The sequence below is a fragment of the Thalassospira alkalitolerans genome (assembly GCF_002115745.1).
Taxonomy (GTDB): Bacteria; Pseudomonadota; Alphaproteobacteria; order Rhodospirillales; family Thalassospiraceae; genus Thalassospira; species Thalassospira alkalitolerans.
Map to the genome: position 1 here is coordinate 136,795 of NZ_JFKB01000010.1, position 17,252 is coordinate 154,046.

At 53.4% G+C, this 17,252-nt stretch carries 14 protein-coding genes; 5 read left to right on the forward strand and 9 right to left on the reverse strand.

Translation table 11 applies throughout. The features are described 5' to 3' along the window. Positions 1–22: 22 nt before the first annotated feature. Positions 23–1,588: an autoinducer-2 kinase gene (gene lsrK, locus TALK_RS15250; protein WP_085619999.1), complete on the reverse strand. Its 1,566-nt coding sequence runs from the start codon at positions 1,586–1,588 to the stop codon at positions 23–25. A gap of 3 nt (positions 1,589–1,591) precedes the next feature. Continuing rightward, positions 1,592–2,536 (reverse strand): sugar-binding transcriptional regulator, encoded by a 945-nt coding sequence (locus tag TALK_RS15255; RefSeq protein WP_085620000.1) that lies wholly within the window; start codon positions 2,534–2,536, stop codon positions 1,592–1,594. A gap of 235 nt (positions 2,537–2,771) precedes the next feature. On the opposite strand from TALK_RS15255, the gene lsrA reads away from it, so the two are divergent. From lsrA to TALK_RS15280, 5 genes are all read left to right on the forward strand, one after another. Next, complete coding sequence (lsrA, locus tag TALK_RS15260) at positions 2,772–4,277, forward strand: autoinducer 2 ABC transporter ATP-binding protein LsrA (protein ID WP_085620001.1); 1,506 nt, start codon at positions 2,772–2,774, stop codon at positions 4,275–4,277. Continuing rightward, entirely contained in the window at positions 4,270–5,322 is a 1,053-nt protein-coding gene (gene lsrC, locus TALK_RS15265) for an autoinducer 2 ABC transporter permease LsrC (protein WP_085620002.1), read from the forward strand. The genes lsrA and lsrC overlap by 8 nt, the downstream gene beginning before the upstream one ends. After that, a complete protein-coding gene (locus TALK_RS15270; RefSeq protein WP_211274831.1) occupies positions 5,319–6,323 on the forward strand; it encodes an ABC transporter permease subunit in 1,005 nt (334 codons plus the stop codon). Before lsrC ends, TALK_RS15270 begins: the two co-directional genes overlap by 4 nt. 11 nt (positions 6,324–6,334) lie before the next feature. Further along, positions 6,335–7,360, forward strand: coding sequence for an autoinducer 2 ABC transporter substrate-binding protein LsrB (gene lsrB / locus TALK_RS15275; protein WP_085620003.1), 1,026 nt, complete (start codon positions 6,335–6,337; stop codon positions 7,358–7,360). A 90-nt stretch (positions 7,361–7,450) separates the two neighbouring features. Then, positions 7,451–8,698: a class II aldolase gene (locus TALK_RS15280; RefSeq protein ID WP_085620004.1), complete on the forward strand. Its 1,248-nt coding sequence runs from the start codon at positions 7,451–7,453 to the stop codon at positions 8,696–8,698. A 75-nt stretch (positions 8,699–8,773) separates the two neighbouring features. Here the strand turns inward: TALK_RS15280 and TALK_RS15285 are convergent, their stop codons facing one another. Genes TALK_RS15285 through TALK_RS15315 form a run of 7 tightly spaced genes read right to left on the reverse strand, consistent with a single transcriptional unit; the run spans position 8,774 to position 17,182 of the window. After that, the gene (locus TALK_RS15285) at positions 8,774–9,910 is read right to left on the reverse strand and encodes an ABC transporter substrate-binding protein (protein ID WP_085620005.1); all 1,137 of its coding nucleotides are present in this window, start codon (positions 9,908–9,910) and stop codon (positions 8,774–8,776) included. A 2-nt stretch (positions 9,911–9,912) separates the two neighbouring features. Next, positions 9,913–11,154, reverse strand: coding sequence for an MFS transporter (locus TALK_RS15290; RefSeq protein ID WP_169715046.1), 1,242 nt, complete (start codon positions 11,152–11,154; stop codon positions 9,913–9,915). Beyond that, on the reverse strand, positions 11,151–13,064 hold the full coding sequence (locus TALK_RS15295; RefSeq protein WP_085620006.1) for an IucA/IucC family protein: 1,914 nt from the start codon (positions 13,062–13,064) through the stop codon (positions 11,151–11,153). Before TALK_RS15295 ends, TALK_RS15290 begins: the two co-directional genes overlap by 4 nt. Then, on the reverse strand, positions 13,061–14,239 hold the full coding sequence (locus tag TALK_RS15300; protein WP_085620007.1) for an NAD/NADP octopine/nopaline dehydrogenase family protein: 1,179 nt from the start codon (positions 14,237–14,239) through the stop codon (positions 13,061–13,063). The genes TALK_RS15295 and TALK_RS15300 overlap by 4 nt, the downstream gene beginning before the upstream one ends. Next, a complete protein-coding gene (locus tag TALK_RS15305; protein WP_169715047.1) occupies positions 14,236–14,709 on the reverse strand; it encodes a ParB N-terminal domain-containing protein in 474 nt (157 codons plus the stop codon). The genes TALK_RS15300 and TALK_RS15305 overlap by 4 nt, the downstream gene beginning before the upstream one ends. Next, positions 14,709–15,749 carry a PLP-dependent cysteine synthase family protein gene (locus tag TALK_RS15310; RefSeq protein ID WP_085620009.1) on the reverse strand — a complete coding sequence of 347 codons (1,041 nt, stop codon included), beginning with the start codon at positions 15,747–15,749 and terminating at the stop codon, positions 14,709–14,711. The genes TALK_RS15305 and TALK_RS15310 overlap by 1 nt, the downstream gene beginning before the upstream one ends. Continuing rightward, on the reverse strand, positions 15,746–17,182 hold the full coding sequence (locus TALK_RS15315) for an alanine racemase (RefSeq protein ID WP_085620010.1): 1,437 nt from the start codon (positions 17,180–17,182) through the stop codon (positions 15,746–15,748). Before TALK_RS15315 ends, TALK_RS15310 begins: the two co-directional genes overlap by 4 nt. Positions 17,183–17,252 lie beyond the last annotated feature (70 nt).

Sequence of the window (17,252 nt, forward strand, 5' to 3'; positions counted from 1 at the left end):
TGAAACTAAAAAGAATTCCGGATCAGAGCCCCGGCGCTTTCCACATGGAAGTCGTCACATCCTGATCAACCAGCCCCCGCTGCGCGGCATAGGCGCTGGCCCAGCGGTCTCCCAACTGGTCATAGGACGATTTCAGGGAAACATCCGGCTCGAACGTCTGTTCCCAGCGAACCCATTCCCGCCCCAGTTCAGCAAGATCGGAATGAAGCCCGCCACCAACGGCCGCCGCCGCCGCACACCCCAATGCGGTCGCTTCCTTAATCACCGGGGTTGCCACAGGAATGCCTGTGACATCGGCCAGCATTTGGGACCAATGCGCACTTTTGGCTGCACCGGCGGCAAAAACGATCTGATCGGGGCGTTGCCCGCTAAGCGTAAAGATTGCTTCAAGGTTACGCGCCGCAACAATACAGGCGTTTTCCTGCAAGGCCCGGAACATAACCGCCTTTCCGGACTTTTCCGGATCAAGGCTAAGATTAAGGAACGAGGGTGCGGCGTGATACCAATTGCCATAGCGCATCACATCGGAAAAAATCGGAATGATCCCATGCGCCCCAAGCGGCACTTCTTTTGCCTGCTTTTCCAAAAGGCTATAAGCCTGCCCCGGATCACTGACCTGGGCCAGTTCGGCCTGACCAAATGTATCGCGGAACCAACGCATCACCGCACCAACAAAAAAGCTGATCGCTTCGGCTTGGTTCAGGCCCGTAATCACATGCGGATTGATACGCAAATTCATTTCCGGGTCGATCAATACCGGATCAACATTGACAATCTGCTGCCAGAACGTTCCGCCCAAAACCGCACAATCCCCCGGTCGGGTCACCCCAAGGCCGGCGGTGCCCAACTGGCAATCACCACCACCAACAACGACAACCGTTTCCGTCGACAATCCGGTTTCAATGGCGGATTTCGCCGTCACCTTGCCAACTGGCGTTCCTGTTTCACAGGCCTTGGGGAAAATATCATTGCGCAGTCCAACCGCAGTCATTGCATCGGGCAGCCAGTTGCGTTCCTTAAGGCCAAAGATACCGGTTGTCCCTGCATTGGATGGGTCAGACGTAATGACACCAGACAGTCGGGCCACCACCCAATCCGACAACATCGCAATCCTGTCGATCTTTTCATAGATCTCCGGCATTTCCTGCCGGATCCATAAAAGACGCGGCAATGCGCCAAGTGCAAAAGTCTGTCCAGTCTGACGATAAAGTTTTTCTTCAACGCCGGGAAAAGCATCCTTTAGCTCGCGAACCTGCTGAACCGCACGACCATCAACATTGGCACAAGCCCAGATTTCACGTCCTTCGCGATCAAAAGCGACAATCGCCTCTCGCATGCTGGTCGCACTGACCGCCGCAATGTCACTGCCGGTTACACCGGCTTGTGCAAGGGCACCAGCGATACAGTCACAAATCAGTTTCCAGTTGCCCTCAACATCAAAATCCATCGAGCCCGGAAAGCGCGGATCGGTTTTGTGCCACCACTCGCGCTGAGACGTGCCAAGCTGTTTGCCATCACGATCAAACACAACCGCGCGGCCGCTGCCGGTACCGGCATCAATCGCCAGCAGATAATCTCCTCCCGCCATTTCCTAGACTTCCTCTAACAGTTTTTCTGCCGTTTTTTCATCCGTAATCAGGATGTCGACATATTTGCCTTTAAGTACGGCACGAAGCGCCCGCACCTTGCTGGCACCGCCTGCGGCGGCGATTACGTTTTGTGATTTGCTAAGCGATGACAGCCGTGCGCCGATCACACGATCATGAAGCGGCAAATCAAGCGCATCACCGTTATCGTCAAAGAATTGGCACAAGATATCGCCGACCGCCCCCTTGCGACGCAGTGGTTCGACTTCTGCCGGGGTGACATATCCGCTGCGGACAACGGTCGAATCGGCATTCAATTCACCAACACCAACCAACTGATAGGCCGCATTCAGGGCCATCTCGAGAACATTGGAAATGCCCGGCTCGGACATCAGCGCACGTGCAACTGCACCATCGGAAACCACAAGCGGGGCCGGAACAAGATGAACACTGCTGCCCCAGTTTGCGGTGCGCATACCATCAACATAGGTAGCAACCCCACCCGTCAGACTGACAAGTGATACATTGCGTTCATTGGCCATATGACCAAGCCGCCGGATTGCATGACTAACGGTCGCTCCCCAGCCAACAGCCAGAAGGTCGTCATTGCCCAAACGCTGCATCAAAAACTGTGCTGCGGCCTGCCCAAGACGTTCATTCAAATCGCCATTTTCAAGATTTGGAACAACGCGCACTTCGCGTAAACCCCAATGATCCTGAAGGCGCTGTTCGAATTCCAAACATCCCTGATGACGGGAATTAATTCGGACCTGTATGATACCGGAACGGCGCCCACTTTCGAGCAAGCGCGACACTTTGATCCGCGACAAACCAAGCTTGTCACCGATTTCGCCCTGCGTCATGCCGTCGTTATAATAATACCACGCAATACGAGTGAGGGTTTCCTCCTCCGCGTCGGCATAGCTCCAGTCGTTTCCTTCCGCCGCCATCAACAGCACCCTTACAATTTTGATCTTTCGTTCATTTGATTATTCATAAAACAAATGATCACGTCAACTCCCATGCTCACTTATAAAGTGCAATGGCACTTTTTGCTGCAATGCACACCATATATCGCCAATTACTGACGCGAAACACCGGAACAAATCTTGAATCAATGATATTGACGCAACCTGACTCATATGATCATATGTTTTTCATAATAACAAATGAACAGGCTCAGGGATGGAACGAAACACACCGATCAGTGCCGCGGTATGCGTAACGGACATCTGGAAGTCCTATGGCGGAACCCCGGTATTGAAAGGCATCAATATCGAACTGCTTGCAGGACAGGTACATGCCCTGCTTGGGGGGAATGGTGCGGGGAAATCAACCCTGATGAAAACCATTGCCGGTCTGGTCAATCCGGACCAAGGCTCGGTCACGATTAATGGCAACGCGCTGACATATGCATCACCTGCGGCGGCCCAGGCACTCGGCCTGTATCTGGTTCCACAGGAAGCACATATCCTTCCAAACCAATCCGTTCTTGAAAATATTTGCCTTGGTTTACGTGCCAAACCACGCGCGCTACGAGATGAGGCAGAGGCATTGCTGCGCGATCTGTCCGTATCACTGGATCTGGATGCGCAAGCCGCAACGCTTGAAATTGCCGATCGCCAGATTGTCGAAATCATGCGCGGTCTTATTCGCAAAGCCCGCGTCCTCATTCTGGATGAACCGACATCCGCCCTGACCCCGCACGAAGCAAACGCCCTGTTTGACCGCGTCCGCCAGCTACAGCAACAAGGTGTCGGCATTTTCTTTATCTCGCACAAACTGCGCGAAATTCGTGAAATTTGCGACGTCATCAGCGTGCTCCGTGATGGTGCCATTGTTCTGTCCGGCCCGCTTACCGATTATGATGACCGTCAAATTGTCGCGGCCATGACCCAAACAGCCCAATCAACAGAACTGCCGACCCGCATTGCACGCGACATCTGCTTTGATAATCGCGACACGGTTCTTGATGTCGATAGTTTCAGTGGCGAAGGTTTTCGAAACATCAGTTTTACCGTTCGCGCGGGCGAAATAATCGGACTTGCCGGGGTTGTTGGCGCCGGGCGGTCGGAACTGGCCGAAACCCTTTTTGGTTTGCGTAACGCCAAAAGTGGCGATGTACGACTTCATGGCAACGCGCTGACCAAACGGTCCCCGCGTGACTGTGTTGATGCCGGTCTGGTGTACCTGCCAGAAGACAGGCAACAAAACGGCCTGTTTCTTGAAGCATCACTGGCATGGAACATGTCGGGCTACACGATGCATCGGCTTGGCTTTTTCCCAAAATCCGGGCCCGAGGCCACGGCGTTTGATGCATTTCGCACCAGCCTTGGCATCAAGTGCGAAGGTCGCAATCAAGAAGCCGGACGCCTTTCCGGGGGCAACCAGCAGAAAGTTCTTTTGGCCAAATGCCTTGCTGCTGATCCCCGCGTTCTGATCCTTGACGAACCTACCCGCGGGGTCGACGTCGCCGCACGCAATGACATTTACCGCCTGATCCGCGATCTGGCTGACAAAGGCCTTGGCGTGGTTTTGATTTCATCGGATTTCGACGAGATCGAACAACTGGCCGACCGCGTCATCGTTATGGCGCATGGCCATCAATGTGGCGAACTCGATGGTAACGCCATTACCGTTGATGCCATTGCCCATCTTGCCTTTGAGTCCGGGGGCCATCCCAATGCTTGATTTCTTTGCACGCAACCGCGTTGCAACCCTTTGCGCTGTCACCGTTCTGGCATTCCTTCTGATCGGAATGGCCGCCCCCGGCTACCTTTCGCTTTCAACCGCATCCGTCATCATGTCCAACAGTCTTGTGCTGTTGTCGGTCAGTCTTGGCACCATGCTGGTGATCCTGACCCGCAATATTGATGTCTCAAGCGGGTCTGTCCTTGGCCTCAGTGCTGTTGTTCTTGGCATCATGCTAAACAATGGATACGGACTTGGCAGTGCAATTGCCGTCTGCCTTCTGGCCGGGGCGATTGCCGGACTGATCAATGGCGTTCTGGTCACAATCCTGAATGTGCCATCCATCATCGCAACGCTCGGCACACTTGGTCTTTTCCGCGGTTTTATGCTGATCCTGACCGGTGGCAACTGGATCGAAGAACTTCCCCAGCCCTTAAAGGCACTGGCCAACAACGGCGACATCGGCATTTCAATCCTGACCGTCGTTGTGCTGATGTCACTTGTCGCGGTCTGGGCCTTTTCGCGACAGACACGGTTTGGTCGTTATTTTTATGCCGTCGGCGATAACCGCGAGGCCGCACGCCATCTTGGCATTCCCGTGAAACTGGTTCAGATCGCGGCCTTTGTTGCCGCAGGCGTTCTGGCGGCAATCGCCGGGATCATCTTTGCGGCACAAATTGGCTTTATCCCCAATCAGGCTGGCAATGGGCTGGAACTTAAATCGATTGCCGCAAACGTTCTTGGTGGTGTCAGCCTATTGGGCGGAAGCGGCACAGTGCCCGGCATTTTTGTTGGGGTAATTTTCCTGACATCCATCGACAGTGCGCTGGTGTTTCTGAAAATCCCGGCCTTCTGGAATGACTTTATCGCGGGCGCGGTTCTGCTGCTGGTGCTGTTACTTGACGGTCGGGTCCGCATTGCCGTTGAAAAAGCCATCCGGGCGAAACGCTATGCTGTTCATGACCCGGCCCCGCACCCAGCCCCCGGCACAAATCCCGCATCGGAAAAAAACACCCGAACACGCGCACAGGAGACCGGGGAATGATGAAACGTTTTGTCTTGCGCTGGGAAACGGCCCTGCTTTGCATGCTGATCGCTGAATTTGCCATCTTTGGCATGATCAATCCGCGTTTCCTTAATCTGTCGAACCTGCTTTACAGCACCAGCGACTTTGCCCAGATCGGCATTGTTGCCCTACCGCTGACCATCGTGATTATCGCAGGCGGCATTGATGTGTCTTTTGCATCCGCGGTTGGTTTATGCGCGATCATCTTTGGTATTTCGAACTTCTTTGGCATGCCGCTTCCGATTTCCATTCTGGCATCGCTTGTTGCCGGGGCTGCTGCCGGGTTGTTCAATGCCACGATTATTCATGTGTCACGCATCCAGCCGCTCGTTGTGACACTGGGCAGTCTTTATCTGTTTGGCGGTGCGGCAACGGTTCTTTCGGGTGTTGTCGGCGCCAGTGGATATGAAGGGATCGGCAACTTCCCCGATGTCTTTACCGCGTTCGCCTATTTCGAGCTTGCCGGGCTTCCAGCCCCGTTCGTCGTCTTGCTGGTCGAAGCGGTCATTCTGTTTGTCATCCTGCATTATTCACGCTTTGGCCGGTCGGTCTTCATGTGCGGGCTTAGCGAACATGCCGCCCGATACAGCGGCCTGCCGATCCGGACCATCCAGACCATCACCTATGTCATGACCGGTGTTTTTGCCGCCGTCGCGGGGCTGGTTCTGTCGTCCTATTTCGGATCGGCCCGTGTTGATCTTGGCACGGCAACACTGTTGCCCGCGATCACAGCTGCCGTCCTGGGCGGCGCATCAATTTATGGCGGACAGGGGTCTATTATCGGCACCCTGCTGGCCACCCTTGTCATCGGTTATTTGCAGCAAGGCCTGCAAATGAGCGGTGTCCCAAGTCAGATTTCCAGCGCGCTCTCAGGTGCGTTGCTGGTCGTAGCGGTAGCATTGCGCCACGGAAGTGCTGTGCTTACCGACTTTATCGCTGCGCGGATAATGGCGATGAACCGAAAACGCGCAGCATCATGAGGAGGAAAAAAATGTCAGGAAGAATTCTTAAATGGACGACGGCGGCCGCACTTGCCGGGTCACTTTTGGCAGCAGCCCCTGCCTATGCTGAAAACCAGATTGCCTTTATTCCGAAACTGGTTGGTGTCGGCTTCTTCACCAGCGGCGGCAACGGCGCAACAACCGCCGGCAAGGAAATTGGCGTTGATGTGACCTATGATGGCCCGACCGAACCAAGTGTTTCGGGTCAGGTTCAATTCGTGAACAACTTTGTCAATCAAGGTTATAACGCAATCATCCTGTCGTCGGTTTCGCCCGATGGCCTTTGCCCGGCACTTGACCGCGCCATGAAACGCGACGTTCTGATCATGACCTGGGATAGCGACGTCAAACCGGAATGCCGCAGCTATTATGTTAACCAAGGCACGCCGGAACAGCTTGGTAGCTTGTTGGTCGATATGGCCAATGATGGAATCAAAAAGGAAAAGGCCAAAGTCGCCTTCTTCTATTCCAGCCCGACCGTGACCGACCAGAATGCCTGGGCCAATGCAGCAAAAGCGAAAATCGCGGCTGAACACCCGGAATGGGAAGTTGTCACCACCCAGTACGGTTACAACGATGCACAGAAATCGCTGCAGACTGCCGAAAGCATCCTGAAAGCATATCCGGACCTTGATGCAATCATTGCACCGGATGCCAATGCCCTTCCGGCATCTGCACAGGCGGCTGAAAATCTGGATCGTGCCGGCAAGGTTGCGATTGTTGGTTTCTCGACCCCGAATGTCATGCGCCCCTATGTCAAACGCGGCACGGTCGAGCGCTTTGGCCTTTGGGACGTAACCGAACAGGGCAAGATTTCGGTCTATGTCGCCAATCATGTTCTTGAAAACGGCCCGATGAATGTTGGTGACACGCTCGATATTCCGGGTGTCGGCACTGTTGAAGTCTCGCCGAACAGTGTTCAGGGTTACGACTACGAAGCTGACGGCAACGGCATCATCCTGCTGCCGAAACGTACCGTCTTTACCAAAGACAATATCGATAACTTCGATTTCTGATCTTTGGCGAAACGGGCACGGCGTTCCTGGGGGGATGCCGTGCCCGCATTCTTTTTTGTGATTATTTGATCGAATTTACGGAAGCGCCCCATGGAAAACCTCTGGAACGATAATGACGCGGCCCAATATGCCAACGATGCCCGTGCAAACGGCCAACCCCAGGCATTAGGCCTTCGTGTTTATACGTCGCGGATCATTGGCAAAGTCGCCGACCTTGTCTTGCACGGTGGCGGCAATACTTCGGTCAAGGTTACAGATGCCGACGGGACCCCCATCATGCATGTCAAAGGCAGTGGCTGGGATCTTGAAACCATCGAGGCAGCTGGACTTCCGGCTGTAAAGCTCGCGCCGCTTCATGATGCCCGCAAAGGCAAAAAACTTTCCGATCCGGAAATGGTCGCATTGCTGCGCAGCAATCTGCTTGATCCGTCCGCTCCAAACCCATCGGTCGAAGCATTGCTGCATGCCTATCTTCCATTCGACTTTGTCGACCATACTCATTCAACGGCTGTTCTGGCACTTGCCAATCAGGATAATTCCGAAGACCTGATGCGCGAAATCTATGGGGATCGCCTTGCGTTTCTGCCCTATGTCATGCCGGGCTATGATCTTTCAATTGCAGGTGCCGACCTGTTTGATCGTTTCCCCGAATGCGAGGGGTTGTGGCTTAAGAACCATGGTCTGTTTACCTTTGGTGATACGGCGCGACAGTCCTATGACCGGATGATCGATTTCGTCACGGATGCGGAAAACTATCTTGCCGCCCGCGGCATCACCCTTCCCGGTCCGGAAAAATCCGATGGTACCATTGATGCCGATCTTGCGGGCAGGATCGAAACCGGACTCCGCGCGGGCAATTCGCCATTTACGTCGTCACTGGGCATGGATTTCCGCACCGGTCCGTCGATCCGAAAGTACCTTACCAACGATGCCCTCGACACCATTGCCGTGCGTGGCACCGCAACCCCCGATCACGTCATTCGGATCAAACCGTTTCCATTGATCTTGAATGCCGACGCCTCGGCGGAGGACATCCTGGCGGCACTTGACGACTACAAAACCCGTTACAAGGCCTATTTTGATCGCAATGCGCCAAATGCATCCGAGAAAAAAGTCATGCTTGATCCCTGGCCACGCATGATCCTGATCAAGGGGCTTGGACTTATCGGTTTGGGGACGAATGACAAAGCCGCAAGCATTGCTGGTGATCTGGGCGAGCAAACCGCACGCATCATTAATGCCGCCGAAGAAGTCGGCACCTTCGCGCCAATCAACGAAGCCGATCTGTTTGATATGGAATACTGGTCACTTGAACAGGCAAAACTTCAAAAGAAATAAGATATCGGGAACCCGATACGCCAAATCAAAAGGCCGGACTGCCACCCAGCAGCCCGGCCTTTTTCTATTCCAACCCTATTGTGCCCCAGCCAATGTCGCGAAGTAACCCGGCTGATAATCGATTGGCAGAAAACGATCATGCAACTGACGGAACGTTTCGTCCGGATCAAGATCGGCAAACAGATCGGGGTGGAACCATTTTGCCATCTGCTGGATCGCAACAAACTGATACGGGCTGTTGTAAAACTGATGCCAGACCGCGTGGAATGCATGCGTTTTTTGCGCAGCAATGCCCAGATAGGCTGGGCGCGTCGGATAATATTCCAGCTTCTTTTCGACCAGATCAGCATCCGCCCCCGGACCAACCGGCACCCATTTGCCACCCGGCACATAGGCATCCCATGCCGCACTGGTGACGATCACATGATCGGGACTTGAAATCAGAACCTGTTCAGCATTGATTTGCCCGAAAGTACCCGGAATAAAATCCTTGGCGATATTGTCACCACCCGCCATTTCAACCATCGCGCCAAAATTGCCATCGCCAAACGAATGACAGCAATCTTCGTAAAATCCCGCTGCGCGGTCGATAAACACCTTGGGCCGGACCAAATCAATTTGTGCCAGTTTATCGGTTACACGGGCGATTTCATTGGCGCGAAACGTAACGAATTCCTCGGCACGGGCTTCCTGATCGAACAACTTGCCAAACAGACGAATGGACGGCTCGGTATTGTGTTCCGGATCATGACGAAAATCGACATAGATCACCGGAATGTCCAGCGCATCAAGCTTTTCAATATAATTGGCTTCATCGACTGCCTGCTGGGTTTCAAGGTTCAGAAACACAACATCTGGTTTTTGCGCAATTGTGGTTTCAATATCAATCAGGCTTTGCTCCAACCCGGCAAAGGCCGGGATATCACCAAATGCCGGGAATTTTGCCAGATAGGCCTGATAAGTTGCCGGATCGGCATCAATCAAATCCTTACGCCAGCCAACAATACGTTTGGCCGGATTTTCACGATCAAGGGCCGCAATCATATAAAGCTGGCGACCTTCACCCAGCACGGCGCGCTGGATCGGTGCGTTAACCCTGACTTCGCGGCCGGCGATATCGGTTACGGTAATCATTTCGGCAAAGGCCGCCTGAACAGATAACACACCAAGGCCGATGGCAGCGATCAGGCGGAACGTCATTTTTACGATCATTTTTACTCTCCCGGTATTTCAGAGGGCCGGGCTGAAAACCCCGCACGTGCGCGTACAAACACGGTCAGAACCAACCCCATGGCGTAAACAAACCCAACAAGAAAATAGATATTTGAAAGTCCGGCAGCCTGACTGAACCAGCCGCCAAGCGCGATCCCCGCGATGGAGGCAAATTGCGCCGTACTTTGCGCAAGCCCCAAAACATGCCCTTGCCGGTGATCACCTGCTGCGCGTGATACAAGGGCTGTTAAAACCGGCGTGGTCGCGCCCAGCAACACACCCCAAACAAAATACATCGCGGTAAAAACAAAAATCGACCGGGTGAACCCGGCCAGAAGCGTGACCACAACACATCCGGCAATCACCAGACACATCCCGCCCAGCACGTCACGCGCGGTGCGGCCTTCGAAATAGCGCGCCCAAAGTGATGCCGATGTCACAAACCCAAGTGCCAGCAGGCCATAGCAAAGCCCGACAACCCAGTTGCCAACATCAAAGATGCTCAGCACATAGATCGAGAATGGCGACTGGGTCACCATCCGCCCCAACAGCAACACACCCAAAATGGTCAGCAATGAAACGATCTGGGGGGATCGCAAAATACTGACCTTTCCAACCGGTGTTGCGTTGGTGATTGCGGCACGGGCCCTGTCTTTTGGCGCAACAACGGGCAACAAAATCCAGACAGATACCAGACAGGCCGCACAAAGAATGGCTGCCGAAAAGTTGATCCAGAAAAAGGCCGCATGATCAAGGATCACCCCGCCGACCAATGCACCGCCCAGCGACCCGACATTGGTGGAAACCTGCAGATAGGCAAACAGCTTGGCCCGTTTGGCCGGACTTTCGATACTGACACCATAGGCCTGCGCCGGGGCGATATAGCCCGCACAAGCACCTTGGAAAAACCGCAACATCAGGATCAACCAGATATCATTGGCATAAGCCAAAGCCAGTTGCGTGATAGCAAGCCCCAAAAGAGCCCGCATCATCATCGCCTTGTGCCCGTATCGGTCCCCCAGACGCCCCCAAAAGGTACTGGTCAACATGATGCCCAGCATCGGCCCGACATAGACAGCAATACTGGCAAAGGTAAACACACCATCTGAATGGCTAAGCGAACGCAGATGAACGGGCCAAAACGGCCCGCTCATTTCCATTGCACCCATCGAGACAAGTTGAATGACAAACAAAAGATGTATCTGCCAGCGAACTGATAGCGGTTGTCCCACCCCTGCCATCATGCGGATTTTGCCTCGATGACCATCGGATTGGGCAATTGATGCTGAACACGATAATCCGCATATTTTTGCATATGCATCCGCAAGACGGATCGTGTTGACCAATCCTGCGTCAGGAAAACTTCCCGCTCTTCCCGCCAGAATACAGCGGAGTTGAGATGCGGTTTCGCAGCATCAAAGGCACGCTCGGTTTCCGCCCTCATCACCTGCCAAAGGATATTGCGATCAAGCCCATAATGCGCGCTCAGCGTCAGGGCCATTTCATGCAGGTGGCAGACGAAACAGGCATCAATCACAAATGACCGTACCGGTTCAATATCACCATCAAACACCGTCGGCAGGATACCCTTGTAATAATAGGATTTCAGATCGTATCCGCGTTCGTTCAGCAATGGCATATAGGTTCGTCCGTCGCCAAAATCACGGATCAACATGCGAACAGGTGTGCCGTTTTCATCAAACAGGATAGATGCATTTTGCTGATGGGCTTCCAATGCGATGCCATATATCAAATAAATCTGAATGACTGGATGAATGACCGCACGCGCATAGGCACGGAAAAAATCGACAACCTCGGCCGTGGTTGCACGGCCATTCGGACCGTCAACCATTTCGGAAATCAATGGCCCATCGCCCGATGGGGCGCGGGTCAAAAGAGCCGCAACCGTTACCGGCAGCAAGCCATCATTGCGGTCCAAACGCCCCTTGGTCGCCCGGAAGATCACAGACAAAAGCTTACCTTCGGCATCATCCTGACGAACTGCATGTTTATAGTGAATGCCAACATCCTCGGTAAAGATTTCAAGCGATTCATCAAAACCGTTTTCGGCTTCAAGGATTTGGCTGATCACCGTGCTGATGCGCGGGCCCATATGGATTGATTTCGCCTGAAGACTGCGCAATTCACTGGTCAACCAGATCGCCACCGGCAATTTAATAAACGGACTATTTTGCGGATCGGTTGGCAACATGGTTCGGAACGACATACTGGGCCGGGTTTCGATATCCGGGCCGTCAACAATCAGGATGCCGTCGGCAATCTCGTTTGCGAAATGGATTTTTACATGATGTTCAAGATGCCAGCCATGGATTGGCAGTGGCAACCAATCAGCACTTGAAAGCCCCCGGGCCACCAGCGCACCTTTCCAATCGCGATAGACTGATGGCAGGTTTTGGGCAAACCATTCATGAATGTCGATGATATGGGGCATATGTTCAAGATGCGCCATATCCGCACGCAGTGCCGCCATACGCAAAGGAACAATCGCGGCAAATTCCGGCGAAAGATCCATAACTTCCCCGACCGTCAGGTTCGGTTTGGTTTTCCACGTTGGATAAAACGGATGACCTTCCAGCGACCCCCATTGATCAAGGATAATCGATGCATCGCGTGCATCAAATTTCTGGCGCATATAATCGATCAAACCATTTGCACCACTTGCCGTAATCTCATCCTTAAGCGATACATTCCATTTCGCACGGAACATGCGGGCCAGAGCATCATTTTCAATGCTGTTGGCAATATCGCGTTTAAGGTTTTCCGCCCCGCTATCGGCCGGTTTAAAATCAAATCCGGGCAACATCGCATCGATCAGATCGGCTGCGGTTGAGATAAACTGCCAATCTCCGTCCGGTTTTCGAAATTTGACGGCGCCATGATTGATAAAGGTATTGGCCGGTGCGTGTTCGATGTCCTCAAACCAGAGCATGTCCTCGCCGCCACGCATCATAAATTCAGCACTTTTACCATCCGACAGAAAAACGAGTTGATCAGGATCGATGATCCGCTCGGCAAACAGGCAACGAATGACGCGGCGCAGCGCGTTGGCCTGCGCATAGGCATTGGCTTGTTTTTCGATACCATCAGAAGAAAGGGGGTCAGTTGCGACCTGAATAAAGAGATTCTTGTTCATGATCCGTTACTTTCAATCGGCCAGTTCGCCGGAAAGTAATCCAGCGAGGACGCTTTGAGCCCGCCCATATAGGCAACACTCCAATCAAATATTTCTTCGATATGCGGCAGGGCGACGGACAGTCGGCGGCCCATTTCAACCAAAAGGGCAAGCCCAAAGGCCACGTCTTCCTGAAAAGCCCGACTTTGCGGGTCCATGATCAGGCCGGTTTTATTCTGTCCGGCGGGGACAAGCGGTGCCCGAATACCTTCATAGGCCCGATTGCTGCGCAAAACCGACAACATGGTGTGGCGATCAATAATCTGATCACCATAGGCATCAACGATTTCATCCTTAATCGGCCTTACCGATGAAAGATCCGCCGCCAGAACCTGTTCTATTTTGCTGCATAATGCCTGACTTTCGGCATCGCAACGTTCCAGGAAATAAGCTCCGACTTCCGGGCATTCTGACCACCAGCAGATCGGCGATGCAAAGGTCCGGTTATGCCACTGACCAAACGGACCGATCAGGCCATAAATCACCGAGCTGTGCATGATCGGGTTGCCCGGTGTCAGGGTAATTTCAAGAAAACTGTCAAGAAGCACAACCGGGGCGTCGTAAAGCCGTTTGAAATGCCCGGCCAGCTCATAACGCGCAGTATCGGTTTCACGATCATGCGTTGCGACATGCAAAACACTTTTTGCCCCGCCCATCCGAATCGACCGGCCCGGGTCAAGTTCGAACGCGGTATGGGGCACATCCTTCATGCCCCAAATCACAACATTTGCGTTCTCAGCCAGAATATTTTCTGCCAGCCAGTCAAAACCGCAAAATCCGGGAATAGCCCCGACGTAAACCGGCTTATCTGTTGGCAGATATGGTGCAATCTGGCGCAACAAGTCCATTCGGGCATGTGCAGGCAATGTCACAATGACAATATCCGCATCAGACATGATGTCGCCGGGGTTTGAACTGATACCATCCAGCCGTGCGCTGATGTCACCGCCATCCGGCAGAAGTGCCTGAATGCCTGTGCCCGTATTATGCGCCGCAACCACGGCATCATTCCCGGTCAGAAGCCGAACTTCGACACCGGGAAGCTGTTTGAACAACACAGCATTCAAATGTCCGGTCCGGCCACCGCCACAAATCACCACGCGAAGCGGTTCCGGCGTCTGGGTTTGTGAAATCATCCCGCACACCTCCCATCCACATCGCGATGGGGGCCATTTGCCAACGAATAGTTCAAGGCCGGCATCACACGCAGAAGATCCAGATCAATCGCACAGGCAGCATTCCATTCAGCGGGAATATGGTGACGTGTGGTTTTGGGTGGATAAAGTGCCCCGGTGCGGGCCCGCTTGCGGATATCATCGGGTGTCACGACAAAATCGGCACGGCGTGTTTCGACCCGGACCGTCCGGTAATCTGCCATCAGGCAGGGCACATGCGACAATCCCGCAGCACAAGCAACAGACAGGCGATGATGCCCGTCCATGACAATCAGGTCTTCCCATTCGACAACAATCGGAGTTGTCCAAATACCGGCCGCCAATATGACGTTACGCAGGGCATCTGCATGGGCAGCAACATGTTCTTCGTGGCGGCGCAAACGATGCGGATCAATCAGAACGATCGGCCATTTCTGCTGTGAGATGGCCATTAAGCGACATCCTCGATAAGTTCCGGATGTGCCGCATATGGTCGCGCCAGCGGCATCCATTGCGCCAGTTGACGCCACACGCCAGTATTTAGCAAATCACGCGCAGCAAGCCATTTCTCATCAAAGACCGTGTGCAGGTATTTCTCGCCGCCATCGGCAACGGTGCAGACAACCGTGCCGCCAATCTTGCCCGCATGGATATGTTCCAATGCTGCATAAATCGCCCCACCGGTAGACCCGCCAACCAAAAGGCCACAATTTTGGGCAACATAGCGTGCGGTTTCAAAAGCCTCGGCATCACCAACCTGAGTCCCGATATCGATCACATCGTAATCAAGAACCTTGCCAACTTCGTCACCTTTCGGTGTGCCGGTACCGGACTGGTAATAGGCATGACCGGGCTGACCAAAAACAATCGATCCTTTTGGTTCGACCCCGACAGTACGGATCGCCGGATTGAATTTTTTAAGACCGCGGGCAATACCGCTCAGTGATCCGCCCGTTCCGGTACAGCCACAAAATGCATTAACTTCGCCACCGGTCTGGGCAATCAGTTCATCGACAAACCCCTGATAACCAGCCGGGTTGGCCGGGTTATCAGACTGGTTCATAAAAATCGCCCCGGGAATATTTGCACCCAATTCCGCAGCAAGACGTTGCCGTTCAACCACGGCAACCTCATCCTCGGCGTATTCACCATCGACAAAACGAAGTTCGGCCCCCATCGCCCTCATGACGGCCAATTTATCGGGTGCGGCATGATGATCGACAACGGCAATGAAACGCAGCCCCAGTTCGGCTGCGACAATTGCCAGACCAATGCCTGTATTGCCTGATGAGGATTCAACAATCGTCCCGCCTTCGCACAGACGCCCCTCTTTGATTGCCGCCAAAACCATACTGCGTGCCATGCGGTCTTTCATGCTGCCGCCGGGATTGTTCTTTTCGATCTTCAACAAGAAACGGACATTCGGTGCCGCGACTGGAAGTTCCAGCAACGGGGTATTTCCGATCAGATTGGTAACCTTGGTCTGTATCATCGGGATGTTCCCTTTTGATCGTCCGGTTGAACTGTCGCCAGATCGGCGCTGATGGAAATACGGCGCGGCATCGGAACCCGGTGGAATTCATTTTCCAACAGGTCCATCTGGTAACCGGCCGTATTGCCATAAACGAGCAAATCGCCCTTTTGCGGCTTGGTCGTAAAAGAAATCAATCGATTGGAAATGATGTCCTCGTCGAGGCAGCTATGGCCTGCGACATAGGCCCGAACAGGACCATTTTCCGGCTTTTCACCAGCATTGTCTTGCCCCGGCACAGCAGCCGAAATCAAGATGGGGTCCACAAGAAATTCAGACGCGAACCATGTCTCACAGGCACTGAAACTGCTGCCTTCAGCAAACAGAACACATGTGCCATCAGGCAGGTTTTTAGTGCGTGTAATGCGAAATACCGAAATCGCCGTTTGATCGGCAAGACTGCGGCCCGGCTCCAACCCGATAGCAATTCCGGTAGCGCGCAGATATTGTCCGACGGTCATGTCCTCTGGCCCGACGGCCAAAAGGAACCTGTCGATCCATTCTGTGGCATCAACCGCACCGCCATAGGGATAGAAAGAACGCGGCACGATACCATTGCGGTAATGATCCCCGTTCTGGACAGCCAGAAAGGCAGCATAAGAATCCGGTTCAACGTAGCGAACCGGCAAGCCACCACCGATATCAATCATTGAGACCGAAAGACCAAGATCAGCGGCAACCCGCACCCATTCGGTGATCTCGCAAAATGCCTGCACCCGGTTTTCATGGGCATAACCACCGAGATGAAAATGGAAACCTTCAAACGCAAGATCCCCGGAATGCTGCGCAACAAACCGCAATGCTTCAGGCATATCTTCGGGGGCAAGGCCGAACCTGCTCGCACTTGCATTGATCGGACGATAGCGCAGCAGGATACGGGTTCTATGTCCCTGTTCCCAATTGCCGGTTAATGCAACCAGATCATAAAGTTCCTCAAGCGAATCAATCGATATCAGGGCACCGACATCGATCAGTTTCTGATGAAAATCCGTAGGTTTAGCCGGCCCCGACGCACAAATCAGACTACCATCACACCCAGAAACCAAAGCGTCTTCAAGCTCAAACAGGCTTGAAACATCAACACCGATCCCGCAGGAAACCGCCGCAGAGATAAGCGAATGAGACTTATTCACTTTTGCAGCATAAAAAATGTTCGACTTTACCGCATGCCGGTCAAACGCATTGGCTATCCGCGCAAGGTTCTGACCAAGGATATGTGGGAAAACAATATTAAGCGGCGACCCGTATTGATTGGTTAACGTCGCCAATCTGTTGCCATCATCCGACAACAATCGGTGGACCGCCGGATCAAGAACCGGCAACAGTGCAGGCAACCGGCTTGGATCAGGATCAGGGCATTGCCCGTCCCCCTTAACCTTGGACAAAAATGTCATTTGCTCCGTCCCGTAAAGTGAATGCATCTTTTCGATGTCCGTTTTTTTTATTGTCGGATTGGGTTGGGCG